This is a genomic window from uncultured Pseudacidovorax sp., from assembly GCF_913773995.1.
GTDB lineage: Bacteria > Pseudomonadota > Gammaproteobacteria > Burkholderiales > Burkholderiaceae_C > Xenophilus.
The window spans coordinates 1-12109 of record NZ_CAJYES010000197.1; the positions used below are offsets into that span (position 1 = coordinate 1).

Annotated in this window: 11 protein-coding genes; 3 read left to right on the forward strand and 8 right to left on the reverse strand. The window is 68.8% G+C overall.

Annotated elements, in window-relative coordinates; all coding sequences use genetic code 11:
* Nucleotides 1-564 (forward strand): LysR substrate-binding domain-containing protein (locus QZ772_RS18740; protein WP_295529387.1); only part of this gene is annotated, 564 nt, incomplete at its 5' end.
* On the opposite strand, the gene QZ772_RS18745 is transcribed toward QZ772_RS18740, so the two are convergent.
* The 6 genes from QZ772_RS18745 to QZ772_RS18770 all read right to left on the reverse strand — a co-directional run bounded on the left by QZ772_RS18745 (nucleotide 565) and on the right by QZ772_RS18770 (nucleotide 8301).
* Nucleotides 565-2583, reverse strand: a complete 2019-nt coding sequence (locus QZ772_RS18745; RefSeq protein ID WP_295529389.1) for a diguanylate cyclase — start codon at nucleotides 2581-2583, stop codon at nucleotides 565-567.
* A 44-nt stretch (nucleotides 2584-2627) separates the two neighbouring features.
* Nucleotides 2628-4274 (reverse strand): bifunctional diguanylate cyclase/phosphodiesterase, encoded by a 1647-nt coding sequence (locus QZ772_RS18750; protein ID WP_295529391.1) that lies wholly within the window; start codon nucleotides 4272-4274, stop codon nucleotides 2628-2630.
* Nucleotides 4275-4338: 64 nt separating this feature from the next.
* Nucleotides 4339-5802, reverse strand: coding sequence for a diguanylate cyclase (locus QZ772_RS18755; protein ID WP_295529393.1), 1464 nt, complete (start codon nucleotides 5800-5802; stop codon nucleotides 4339-4341).
* A 112-nt stretch (nucleotides 5803-5914) separates the two neighbouring features.
* Nucleotides 5915-6832, reverse strand: coding sequence for an NYN domain-containing protein (locus QZ772_RS18760; protein ID WP_295529395.1), 918 nt, complete (start codon nucleotides 6830-6832; stop codon nucleotides 5915-5917).
* Nucleotides 6833-6842: 10 nt separating this feature from the next.
* Entirely contained in the window at nucleotides 6843-7481 is a 639-nt protein-coding gene (locus QZ772_RS18765) for a 3-oxoacid CoA-transferase subunit B (protein WP_017758629.1), read from the reverse strand.
* A gap of 13 nt (nucleotides 7482-7494) precedes the next feature.
* Nucleotides 7495-8301: a CoA transferase subunit A gene (locus QZ772_RS18770; RefSeq protein WP_295529397.1), complete on the reverse strand. Its 807-nt coding sequence runs from the start codon at nucleotides 8299-8301 to the stop codon at nucleotides 7495-7497.
* An 84-nt stretch (nucleotides 8302-8385) separates the two neighbouring features.
* Between QZ772_RS18770 and QZ772_RS18775 the strand changes: the two genes are divergently transcribed.
* Nucleotides 8386-8982 (forward strand): LuxR C-terminal-related transcriptional regulator, encoded by a 597-nt coding sequence (locus QZ772_RS18775; RefSeq protein ID WP_295529399.1) that lies wholly within the window; start codon nucleotides 8386-8388, stop codon nucleotides 8980-8982.
* Between the two features lie 127 nt (nucleotides 8983-9109).
* A complete protein-coding gene (locus tag QZ772_RS18780; RefSeq protein ID WP_295529401.1) occupies nucleotides 9110-9523 on the forward strand; it encodes a hypothetical protein in 414 nt (137 codons plus the stop codon).
* A gap of 69 nt (nucleotides 9524-9592) precedes the next feature.
* Here the strand turns inward: QZ772_RS18780 and QZ772_RS25530 are convergent, their stop codons facing one another.
* Nucleotides 9593-9673, reverse strand: a complete 81-nt coding sequence (locus QZ772_RS25530) for an acyloxyacyl hydrolase (RefSeq protein ID WP_366510616.1) — start codon at nucleotides 9671-9673, stop codon at nucleotides 9593-9595.
* Between the two features lie 51 nt (nucleotides 9674-9724).
* A partial coding sequence (locus QZ772_RS18785) for a DUF3418 domain-containing protein (RefSeq protein WP_295529403.1) occupies nucleotides 9725-12109 on the reverse strand: 2385 nt, incomplete at its 5' end.

Sequence of the window (12109 nt, forward strand, 5' to 3'; positions counted from 1 at the left end):
GCCGCAGACCATCCGCGGCTGACCATCGACCTGCTCGCCTTGCCGCGGCTGCTGCAGCTGTCGCGGCGTGAAGCCGACATCGTGATCGCGCTGGAACGCCCGGCGCGCGGCCCCGTGGTGGCCACACGGCTCACGGACTACAGCCTGCGCCTGTACGCCTCGCACGACTACCTGGGACGCCATGCGCCCATCTCACGCCGCGAGGACCTGCGCGGCCATGCCTTCATCAGCTACGTGGACGACCTGCTCTTCTCGAAGGAACTGCGTTTTCTGGGCGAGCTGCACCGGCCCGATGGCTTTTCGCTGCGCAGCACCAGCGTGCTGGCCCAGCACGAGGCGGCCGCCGCCGGCGCCGGCATTGCCGTGCTGCCCGCCTTCATCGCCGAAGGCGATGCGCGGCTGGCGCCTGTGCTGCCGGCGCTGGCGCGCTTCACGCGCACCTTCTGGATGTCGATGCCGGCCGAGGGCAAGCAGCAGCCGCGAATCCTGGCGGTGTGGAACCTGTTCAAGTCGGTGGCGGAACGGGCGCAGGCGCGGCTCCTGCCGCCCGCACCCGGCGCCTGATCAGCGCAGCACCACGCGGGGCGGCGACATCTGCACCTGGTTGCGGCCGCTGGTCTTGGCGGCGTAGCAGGCGGCATCGGCGGCGGCCACCCAGTCCTGCGCGGTGCGGATCTCGGCGGTGAGTTCGGCCACACCGATGCTGGCGCCGACGCGCAGTTCCTGCTCTTCCCATGGGACGCCGATGTCCTGGATGGCAGCCCGGATGCGCTGGGCCACCGCCATGGCCGCCATGCCACTGCACTGCTCCAGCAACAACGCGAACTCGTCGCCGCCCAGCCGCACCACCAGGTCGCCCGACCGCGACTGGGCCGCAATCGCATGCACCACCTGCTTGAGCACCTCGTCCCCAGCCAGGTGGCCGGCCGTGTCGTTGATGGGCTTGAAATGGTCGAGGTCGATGAAGATCAGAACTGCGGGACTGAACAGCTCCCGGTTGCCCATCACCCGCGCGATGCGCTGGTCGAAGAACATGCGGTTGGCCGCCCCGGTGAGCGGGTCGTGCCGGCTCTGCCACTCCAGGCGTTGGCGCACCAGCTTCTGTTCGGTCACGTCGGCCACGGTCCAGATCTCGCCAAGCGAGAGATCGTCCCAGTCCACCGGTCGGCTGCGCAGGTTGGCCCAGAAACCGAGGCCGTCGCTGCGCCGCAGGCGCCAGTCGCCGCCATAGGGCACCCCGAGGGCGGCGGCGCCGCGGGCGGCCTGCTGGAAGCGCTGCGCGCCGTCAGGCTCCTCGAACAGCTCCTGGGCGGCACGGCCCACCATCTGCGGCGCGTCGTTGCCGAAGAGGCGGCAGCATTCGGCACTGGCCAGCTCGACCACACCCTCGCGCACGAACGCCACCCCCACGGGTGCAGCGGCGAGCACGGCGCGCAGGCGGGTCTGGATCTCGGCATGGGCGCTGGCGAGCCCCGCCTGTTCGGTCGCCCACAGGCGCAGCAGGGCCGACAACTGGCCCAGCTCACCCGGGCTGTTCGGCCAGCCGAGGTCCGGTCGAGGATCGGCCGCGGGCGCGGTCAGCCGCTGGACACGGTGTACCAGCCGCCCCAGCGGCCGCAGACGCCAGGCGATCCAGCTGCAGCCCAGCAGGCCGGCCACCAGCACGGCGCCGATGGCCCATTGCAGCGTGTGTTCCAGTTCGTCGTCGAGCACGCCCTGCAGTCCGGAGACCGGACGGGCCTGCCAGATGAGCCAGGGCGTCTCCGCCACCGCAACGGCGGCCACGACCTGGCCGCCGGCCACCGTGACGAAGCCCTCGGTGCTGCGCGGGCGGCCCTGCGCGCGCCACTCCTCGAAAGCTTCGGCAAAGCGGGGTTCGCGCGACAAGGGCAGTCGCTGCAGAGCGAGACCGCCGTCGTGACTGAGAATCTGGCCATGCTCGTCCGTCACCACGCGGACTGCACCAGGCAGCCTGCCGACAGCCATGCGGCCGATGTCGCCACTGTCCAGGCGCAACACGCCCGCCAACACCCCGACCGGGCGTGTGCCGTCCATCACGGGCAGCGCCATCACGATCGACGCCCGGCCCGTGTTGCGACCCGCCAGAGGTTGCGAAAGAACCAGCTTGCGGGTGCGCATCACCTCCTGGAAGTAGGTCCGGTCATCCATGGCGCCGAGGGCAGGCATGAGCTGCACGCCGTGCTCATCGGCGCGGCCGAGTGGCTGGCCCAGTGCGTCGATCAGGAACGATGCGGAAAAGACCGTGCTCAAGCCGGACGCCAGCACCGTGAAGCGCTGCGCACGCTCCTCGTCGCTGCCAGCGGACTGCAGCATGCGGGCCGTGCCGGCCAGGGCGGCCTCCCGCTGATGCTGCAGGCTGCCCATGGCCTCGGCAGTGGCCCGCGTGCTGGCACGCTGATGGTCTTCGTCGCTGACGCGCGCAATGCGTTGCGCCAGGTGGGAGACGGCCAGCCAGATGGCGAAACAGGCCGCCACCGACAACAGTGCCACGACCGCGATCAGTCCGAGACGCAGGCGCAGCGCCACCTCGTCCATTGCATGGCCGGCATCCGGGCCGCGCATCGGCGTCCTCCTGCGCAGACGGGGCATCAGTCGGCGAAGCGGCGTCACGGCGGAGGGGTCTGGTTCATGGCGGGCGCATTGTCCGACGGTGTTGCCCACAGCGGCTGCTTCTCGTAGGCATCGATCCAGTCGAAGACTTCCGTGGCCGCCATGGGGCGGGCAATGCCGAAGCCCTGCGCCAGGTGGCAGTCGAGGGCCAGCAGCGCCTCGCCGTGCTCGCGCGTCTCGACGCCTTCGGCCGTGACCTCCAGCCCCAGCGCACGGGCCAGCGAGATGACGCCCTGCAAGATGGCACGGTCCTGAGGGTCGGTGAGCACGTTGCGAACGAAGGACTGGTCGAGCTTCAGCCCACTGACCGGCAGCCGCCGCAGATAAGTGAGCGAGGAATAGCCCGTGCCGAAGTCGTCCATCACCACGTCCACGCCCAGCTGCCGGCAGGACTCGATGAAGCTGGCCGCCAGATCGATGTCGCGGATGGCGCTCGTCTCCAGGATCTCCAGCACCAGGGCACCGGCATGCCGGTCCGGAAAGCGGTCCAGCAGCGCCGAGAGCCGGTTGATCACGTCCGCCCGCATGAGCAGCCCCGCAGTGATGTTGACGCTGACCGAAAGCCGGCGCCCCTGGGCCGCCCATTGCCGCACGGCCTCGATGGCAGCGCCGATGGCCCATTCGCCCAGCTGCTCGGACAGTTCGTGGTCCTCGATCGTGGGCACGAACTCCGCCGGCAGCAGCACGCCGCGCTGGGCGTGGTTCCATCGGCTGAGCGCCTCCATGCCCACGATGGTGCCGCGCCGCATGTCCACCTTCGGCTGAAAGACGAGGAAGAACTCGCCCGCCTCCAGCCCCTCGGCGATGCGCTGGCGTTGCTGGGCCAGGCGCTGCTCGTGCGCATGCTCCTGCGCATCGAAGAAGTTCACCTGCCCGCCGCCGGCGCGCTTGGCGCCGAAGGCCGCCTGCCGCGCCTGCCGCAGCAACACCTCGATGGAGGGCCCCTCCTGCTCGCGCAGTGCCACACCCACGCTGGCACCCACGGTCAGGGGCTGGCCATGGACCTGGAAGTCGTCGCCCAGACGGCCCAGGCAGTATTCGAGGATGCCCTGGCATTCCGGCCAGCCGGCATTGGGCAGGACGGCCGCGAATTCGTCGCCGCCCACGCGAGCCAGCGCCGCATCCTCGGGCAGGCCCAGTTGCAGGCGATGCACCACCTCCAGCAGCACGGCATCCCCGCCCGAAGGACCGAAGCGCCCGTTGATCTCGCGGAAGCGGTCCAGGTCCAGGTAGATCACGGCCAGACGGGCAAGGGGCTCGCTGCGCTCCGCCGACAGCTCGGGCAGGGAAGGCAGGCGGCCAGGCAGGCGCGTCAGGGGATCCAGCCGATGCAGCACTTCCGTGCCCGGGCCGCGGCTGGCGGTCCACAGCACGCTGCCGTCGTCCGCGCGCTCGCCGCGCAATTCGACCTGCACGCGCCCTTTGGGTGTGCGCAGCCCCACCCAACAGGCAGGACCGGGGCCCTTGGCCGGCACCTCGGCCTCTTCGAAGCCGCGCTCTCCCGGCGCCAGCAGGGTCTTGGCCTTGATGCCGGGCTCGGCGACGCCGGAGGTCAGCGTCTGCGCCGCTGCATCCGCCCAGCGCAGTTCCCCCGCCACGGTGCGAAAGTGGCAGACCGCAGGCCGGGGAAGACGGGGAGGCATGGTGTGAAAGGAAAAGAGCCGGTCGGTCAGTGCCTGGGGCCGCAAGGGGTTCCGGCGTGCCGCATCAGACGGGCCGGCGCTGGGCCGGACCTTCCGACTCGTAATGCCGCGCCTTGTCCTCGTACATGGCGCGGTCGGCGGCCAGCAGGGCGTTCTCCAGCGACTCGCCCGCATGGCAGGTGGCGGCACCCATGGCGAAGCTCAGCAGATGACCGGAAGGGCCACCATAGAACTGGTTGTTGAGGTCAACCAGCGTGGTCAGGTGCTCGCGCACGCTGCGTACGCCGCGCTCGTCCGTGTCGGGCATCAGCACGATGAATTCGTCGCCCCCCACGCGGGCCACGCATGACGGCGCGTCCACCAGCTTGGCCAGCACCTCGCCGGCCCGGCGCAGCAGCGCGTCGCCTGCGGCATGGCCGACCTGATCGTTGACCTGCTTGAGCCCGTTCATGTCCAACGTGAGGATGGACACCGGCCAGGGCCCCTTGCGCGCCAGGCGGTGCACCTCCTCGGTGTAGAAGGTGCGGTTGCGCAACTGGGTCAGCACGTCGTGGGTGCCCAGGTACTCCAGATAGGCTTCGGCCCGCCGGCGGGCGGTGATGTCCACCAGCGAGAGCAGCACCAGGTCCCAGTTGTCCTGCCGGTCGGGCAGGATCGAGAACTGCATGTAGATGTAGACCGGCTCGCCGCCCAGGGTGTAGTTGACCACCTCGCGCTGCTGCAGCGTCTTGCCCTCCCACAGGTCGCGCAGCTGCTCGGCGAACGAGTCGTGCATCTCGCCGCGGAACACCTTGGGCAGGTTGCGCAGCAGCGTGGGCTTGTCCGGCGCGCCCAGCATGCGCAGCGTCTCCTCGTTCACATCGAGGACGCGGATCTCCTGCACGCAACGGCCGACGAACTCCGGATGCACCTTGAGGAAGGTGCCGAAATCGCGGATGCCCTGCGCCCGCACGCCGTCGAGCAGCCGCTTGACGCCGCTGAAGTCCTCCACCCACAGCGACACGGGCGAGCGCTCGAAGAGGCCGCGCGCATAACGTTCGCTCGCGTCGCGCAGCTTCTCGGCGCGCACGCGGGCGGTGATGTCGTCCAGCGAGATGAGGGCCCGCGACCAGTCGGCCTCATGGCCCGGCAGGATGCGGATGCGCACCGTCACGTCCAGGCGGCGGCCGTCGAGGGCGTAGTTGACCGTCTGGTTCTGGATTTCGGTATGGCCCGCCCAGAACTGCGCCAGTTCGTGGATCACCCGGTCGGACATGTCGTCCCGGAAGATCTCGGACAGCCGCGATACCAGCTCTTCCTGGCTGCCTGCAGCGAACAGCTCCAGCGTCTTCTGGTTGACACGCACCACGCGGATGCTGGCCATGCAGGCCGCGCGACGCGACGGATCGCCTTGCAGGTACTCGACGAGATCGGTCACGCCCTCGGCGCGCCACTGATCGAACAGTTGTTTGAGTCCGCTGTAGTCCTCGAGCCAGAGCGAGACTGGCGCAAGATCGAACATGGTTTGGAAATCGTCGGAAGACGTCATGGCGGCGGACGCGTGGGACAGCGCCGGATGCTATCAGCAGCCGGGCGGATCAAGGGGATCATCTGACCGGATGCCTGGCGGCATCGGCGTGGCGGACAAGGGGCTGCGCCGCTCAGGCGCCGACCGGGCCGGCGTCGGCCGCCGGGGACTCGTGCGCCAGCGCCTGCGGCGTCAATGCGATGTGCCCGCCGCCCTCGTCGTCGAGGAACTCCACGAGGTCCGGAAAGCGTTGCAGGAAGGCCTTGAAGCTGCGGCAGCCCAGCATGCCTTCGTCGAAGGCCGGCATCATGCGCTTCATCAGGGACTTGAGCGCGCCGCAGTGCACGCGGTTCTCCCCCTGGCGGGCGATGATCTGGGTCACGGCCTTGACCAGCGCTTCGCGCCCCAGCTCGACGGTCAGCACCGTGGGGCCGCTGTCGGCGGGCTCGTTCGGCTCACCTCCGTCGCCCAGCCCATCCTCGACCAGCTGCGAGGCCGCGACGGCCTCACTGGCCTGGCGCAGCTTGAGCAGCGCACCGTAGAACTTGAATTCGTTGCAGCTCGCCACCCAGTAGCGGTTGCTGTTGCCCTCGACGCCGACGCCGGCGATGAAGCGACCCGCCTGCTTGACCTTCTGCGCCAGGCTGATGAAGTCGCTGTCGCAGGACACCACCACCACATGGGTGATGTGCGGATGGCTGTGCAGGTCGGACAGCGCATCCAGCGCCATGCGGATGTCGGCGCTGTTCTTCATGTTGGCGCCGCGCGGAAAGAGCTGGATCAGGTCGATGCCGGCGCCGTTCAAGGCATCGCGATAGCGCGAGAAGAACTGCCAGTTGGCGTACGCGCGGTTGATGATGACGTCGCCCAGCGAGGCGGCGTAGTCGACGATGGCCTCGACTTCCGCCACGGGCATCTGGACCGTGAGCCGGTGTTCGCGGTAGTAGTCCTGGCCGTTCTGTTGGTCGGTCAGGACCGCGTGCAGGTTCTCGAAGTCCCAGTACAGGGCCACCTTGGGCGCCTGCACACCGGCGCCGGTCCATTCACTCATCGATTGACTTTCACTGCAGGAGCTTGACTCCCGTCTTGGCTTGCACGGCGTCGAAGCTGACGCCATCGGCCAGCTCGACCACCTTCAGCCCCTCGGGGGTGACGTCGAGCACAGCCAGGTCCGTAATGATACGGTCCACCACCCCGACGCCCGTCAGCGGCAGCGTGCATTGCGGCAGGATCTTCAGGTCCTCGGTGCCGTCCTTCTTGCGGGCCACGTGCTCCATCAGCACGATCACACGCTTGACGCCGGCCACCAGGTCCATGGCACCGCCCATGCCCTTGACCATCTTGCCGGGGATCATCCAGTTGGCGAGGTCGCCCTTCTCGCTGACCTGCATGGCGCCCAGGATCGACAGGTTGATCTTGCCGCCGCGGATCATGGCGAAGCTCTCGTGGCTGCCGAAGATCGACGAGCCCGGCAGCGTGGTCACGGTCTGCTTGCCGGCGTTGATCAGGTCGGCGTCCACCTGGTCTTCCGTGGGGAAGGGGCCGATGCCGAGCATGCCGTTCTCGCTCTGCAGCCAGACTTCCTTGTCGCCGACGAAGTTGGCCACCAGCGTCGGGATGCCGATGCCGAGATTGACGTAGAAGCCGTCTTCCAGTTCCTTGGCCGCACGCGCGGCCATCTGGTCTTGGGTCCAGGGCATGGGAACTCCTCTGTTACTTGCTGGTGTTGTTCTTGACGGTGGCTGGCACTTCCGCGCCAGCCGCAGCCTGGGCGATCACGGCCTGGGCCTCGACCTTGGCGGCCGCGGCGTCCACCGGCGCGGCGGCGCTGACGGTGCGCTTCTCGATGCGCTTCTCGGGGCTGGCATTGAGCACGATTCGGTGCACATAGATGCCGGGCAGGTGGACGTCGTCCGGCGCCAGCTCGCCCACCTCGACGATCTTCTCGACCTCGACGATGCAGACCTTGCCCGCCATGGCTGCGGCCGGGTTGAAGTTGCGCGCCGTCAGGCGGAAGCGCAGGTTGCCGGACTTGTCGGCCACGTCGGCCTTGACCAGCGCCACGTCGGGCACCAGGGAGCGCTCCATGACATAGGTCTCGCCATCGAATTCGCGCAGCTCCTTGCCTTCGGCCACCAGCGTGCCCACGCCGGTCTTGGTGAAGAAGGCCGGAATGCCGGCGCCACCGGCGCGCAGCTTCTCGGCCAGCGTGCCCTGGGGCGTGAATTCCAGCTCCAGCTCGCCCGCCAGGTACTGGCGCTCGAACTCCTTGTTCTCGCCCACGTAGCTGGCGATCATCTTCTTGATCTGCCGCGTCTCCAGCAGCTTGCCCAGGCCGAAGCCATCGACGCCTGCGTTGTTGGAGATGCAGGTCAGGTCCTTGACGCCGCTTTCCTTGAGCGCATCGATCAGCGCCTCGGGAATGCCGCACAGGCCGAAGCCGCCGACGGCCAGCGTCTGGCCGTGGGCAACGACGCCGGCCAGCGCCTCCTTGGCGGAGGCATAGATCTTGTTCGCCATGGTTCCTCGCGTGAAGAGAGTGAGGGTGGAAGGAAGGGAAAACCCCGCAACGATACTACGTATGCACATACGTAGGATTTCGTAATGGACGCACCTGAGGCCCCTGCCCTGGCCACCCCGGCCATCGATTACCGGCTGGCCTTCGAACACGCCCCTGTGGGCATGGTGCTGTCGCGCCAGCGCGTGATGGTGGACTGCAACGCGCGGCTGTGCGAGATGTTCGGTGCCAAGCGCGAGCAGCTCGTGGGCGAGTCATTCCGGCTGCTGTATCCCAGTGTGGCGGAATACGAGCGCATCGGCCGGCGCATGCTGCCCGCCCTCAATGCGAGCGGCCGCTACGCCGACAACCGGATGATGCGGCGCGTGGGCGACCTGCATGGCATGCGCGCTGGCGAGACCTTCTGGTGCCATGTCACGGGCCGCGCGCTCAACCGCGAGGCGCCGCACGAGTCCGGCATCTGGACCTTCGAGGACCTGGGCTCGCGCCGCGAGGACAAGGCCGAGCTCACGCCGCGCGAGCGCGAGGTGGCGGCTCACGTGATGCAGGGACTCACCAGCAAGGAGATCGGCCGCGTCCTCGCCATCAGCCACCGCACCGTGGAAATCCACCGCGCCCGTCTGATGCGCAAGTACGCCGCAGCGACCACAGCGGAACTCGTGCAGAAGCTGCTGGCCGGCTGAGCCCGCCCCCGCTGCGCCTCTCGCGCGTGACTTGGACTACCGGCGCCCCGAAGACGTCCCACGTCGAGGCGTGCTGGAGGACGCCAGCCTGATGGCCATCGACAACCCTCATCAAGGAGCAATACCGATGGCCACCCCACCCCAACTGAACGGCGACCGCGACAACAACCGCGCAATGCGCTGGGGCATCGTCGTCGTCATCGTGCTGGTGATCGGCGCGATCTTCGCGTTCTTCCGGACTGGCGGCGAAGCGCCGGGCCAGCCCGCCCCGTCCACGGGCCAGTCGGCGCCGCCTCCGGCCAGCGACGGCGCGACAGGCATGGCACCCGGGACGGGCGGCACGGGATCCATGGGCCCTGCAGGCACGGAAGCGCCCGGAACGACGGGCGGTGGTGCCGGCGCTGCCAATGGGAGCGCAACACCCGGTGCCGCCGATCCCGCTGCTCCAGCCTCCAACGGCCTGCCCTCCACGTCTGGCACCGGAACGACGAACACGCCGGGCGCAAGCGGCGGGACCGGCACAAGCGGCCAATCTCAGTGAAGCCCGCCGGCGCCGACCTCACCAAGCCATGCTGAAGCGCAGCTTGCGGAAGTTGGCGCCCGGATTGGGTTAATTGATGCCGCCGTTGGAGAAGTGCTGCAGTCGCAGCGACAGTTCGTACGCCTGCCGCTGTCCAAACCGGTAGCTCACCCCGACGCACGACGCGGACGGGGCCAGTACCCCGGCGTCGTCCAAAGCGACTCAGTGCGCGATCTGCTGCCAGGCCTTGTCCAGTCGCTTGATGCTCACCGGCTGCGGTGTGCGTAGCTCCTGGGCAAAGAAGCTGACGCGCAGCTCCTCCAGCAGCCAGCGGAACTCGCGCATGCGCTCGTCCGTGGCGCCCTTGCGCTCGGCCACCAGGCGCCAGTAGCGCTGCTCCTGCGGCTTGAACTCGGCCAGCTTCTGCGCATCGCGCGCCGGGTCGGCGCGCAGCTTGTCCAGGCGCAGCACGATGGCCTTGAGGTAGCGCGCGAAGTGCTGCAGCTGTGTCCACGGCGCGTCGGCGATGAAGCGCTTGCCGACCAGCCGTTGCAGCTGCTCCCCCGCATCCTTCACGGCCTCGGGCTGGATCTTGGTGTCCTTGATCTTGCGCTGGGCCGCCGCGTACTCGGTCAGGATGGTGGAGGCCAGACGCGCCACTTCGTTGGCAATCAGCGTCAACCGACCCCGGCCTTCGTCCAGCCGGCGCTTGAAGCTGGCCTCGTCGGTGGGCAGCGGCTCCTGAAGGAAAGCGCGGTCCAGCGCCACGTCCAGGATCTGGGCCCGCAGTTCCTCCAGCGTGCCCAGCGGCATGTACGCCACGGCCATCTTCTGCAGGTCGGGGATGTTCTTTTCCAGGTACTTGAGCGCGTCGCGGATCTGCAGCGCCACCAGACGGCGAAGGCCGGCGCGGTGCTTGGCGGCCGCCACCTCGGGCTCGTCGAAGACCTCGATGGTGACGGCGTCGCCCCCGTCCACCAGCGCCGGAAAGCCGATCAGCGTCTGCGCCCCGCGGCGCACCTCCATCAGTTCGGGCAGTTCACCGAAGGTCCAGGCGGTGTAGCGCTGGCCGGCCGGCGGTGCGGCAGGGCCTGGTGCCGCCTTGGGCGCCGAGACGGCCGTCTTGCCCTCGCCCGGCGTCGAAGCAGCCGGCGAAGGCGCAGTCGCCGCGCGGCCCTTGAGCCCCGCCAACGCCTGGAAGGCCCCGCGCGCCTTGCTGCCCAACTCGCCCTTGAGCGCCCCCAGGTTGCGGCCCATGCCGAGCTGGCGGCCGTGCTCGTCCACCACCTGCAGGTTCATGAACAGGTGTGGCGGCAGCATGTCCAGCTTGAAGTCGGCGCGCTTGACGTCCAGGCTAGTGATGTCGCGCACCTGCTTGAGCAGCGCATCGGTGAGCGAGCCGGTGCCGAAGGCCTCGGGCGTGCCCATCACCTCGGCCAGCCGCGTGGCCGACTCCGGCAGCGGCACGAAGCGCGAGCGCGGCTTCTGCGGCAGGCTCTTGAGCAGGGCCTGGATCTTGTCCTTGAGCATGCCCGGCACCAGCCATTCGCAGCGCTCCTCGCTCACCTGGTTGAGCACGAAAAGCGGCACGGTGACGGTGACGCCGTCGCGCGCATCGCCCGGCTGATGCAGGTAGGTGGCGGCGCAGTCCACGCCGCCCAGCTTGACGGTGGGCGGGAAGGCCTGCGTCGTGATGCCCGCCGCCTGGTGGCGCATCAGTTCCTCGCGCGTGAGGAACAACAGCTTCGGATTGGTCGCACTCGCCTGCCGGTACCACTGCTCGAAGGCATGGCCGTTGGCCACGTCGGCCGGCACCTGGGCCTCGTAGAAGGCGTAGATCAGCGCATCGTCGACCAGCACGTCCTGCCGGCGCGACTTGTGTTCCAGCGCCTCGACCTCGCGCACCAGCTTGCGGTTGGCAGCCAGGAAGGGCAGCTTGCTTTCCCATTCGCCGCCGGCCAGGGCCTCTCGGATGAAGATCTCGCGCGCGCCGGCCGGGTCGGCCTTGGCGAAGTCCACGCGCCGGCCGCTGTAGACCACCAGGCCATAGAGCGTGGCACGCTCGAAGGCTGTGACGCGGGCGTCCTTCTTCTCCCAGTGCGGATCGAGCAGCTGCTTCTTCAGAAGGTGGCCGGCGATTTCCTCGATCCACTGCGGCTCGATGTTGGCGATGCCCCGGCCGAAGAGGCGCGTGGTCTCCACCAGCTCGGCGCAGACGATCCAGCGGCCTGGCCGTTTGCGCAGGTGGGCACCCGGATGACGGTGGAACTTGATGCCACGCGCGCCCAGGTATTCGCCCGAGGAGGAGCCGGCCTCCTCGTCCATCTTCCAGCCGATGTTGCCCAGCAGGCCGGCCAGCATGGACTTGTGGATCTGCTCGTAGCCGGCGGGTGTGGGGTTGAGCTTCCACTTGTGCTCGGTGACCACGGTGAGCAGTTGCGAATGGATGTCGCGCCATTCGCGCACGCGGCGGACGCTGACGAAGTTCTGGCGCAGCAGTTGCTCGTACTGTCGGTTGCTGAGCTTGTGGGTGGCGGGGGTGCTCCCATGCCGGGGGGCGGCAGAGCCCCCATCCCTGCCTTCCCCCAGAGGGGGTAGGGGTCGAGC

Excerpts from the sequence above, each read along its gene's own strand:
- QZ772_RS18780 (WP_295529401.1), top strand. The coding sequence starts at position 9,110 with ATGGCCACCCCACCCCAACTGAACGGCGACCGCGACAACAACCGCGCA.
- QZ772_RS18755 (WP_295529393.1), bottom strand. The coding sequence starts at position 5,802 with ATGACGTCTTCCGACGATTTCCAAACCATGTTCGATCTTGCGCCAGTC.
- QZ772_RS18775 (WP_295529399.1), top strand. The coding sequence starts at position 8,386 with ATGGACGCACCTGAGGCCCCTGCCCTGGCCACCCCGGCCATCGATTAC.
- QZ772_RS18750 (WP_295529391.1), bottom strand. The coding sequence starts at position 4,274 with ATGCCTCCCCGTCTTCCCCGGCCTGCGGTCTGCCACTTTCGCACCGTG.
- QZ772_RS18745 (WP_295529389.1), bottom strand. The coding sequence starts at position 2,583 with ATGCGCGGCCCGGATGCCGGCCATGCAATGGACGAGGTGGCGCTGCGC.
- QZ772_RS18760 (WP_295529395.1), bottom strand. The coding sequence starts at position 6,832 with ATGAGTGAATGGACCGGCGCCGGTGTGCAGGCGCCCAAGGTGGCCCTG.
- QZ772_RS18765 (WP_017758629.1), bottom strand. The coding sequence starts at position 7,481 with ATGCCCTGGACCCAAGACCAGATGGCCGCGCGTGCGGCCAAGGAACTG.
- QZ772_RS18770 (WP_295529397.1), bottom strand. The coding sequence starts at position 8,301 with ATGGCGAACAAGATCTATGCCTCCGCCAAGGAGGCGCTGGCCGGCGTC.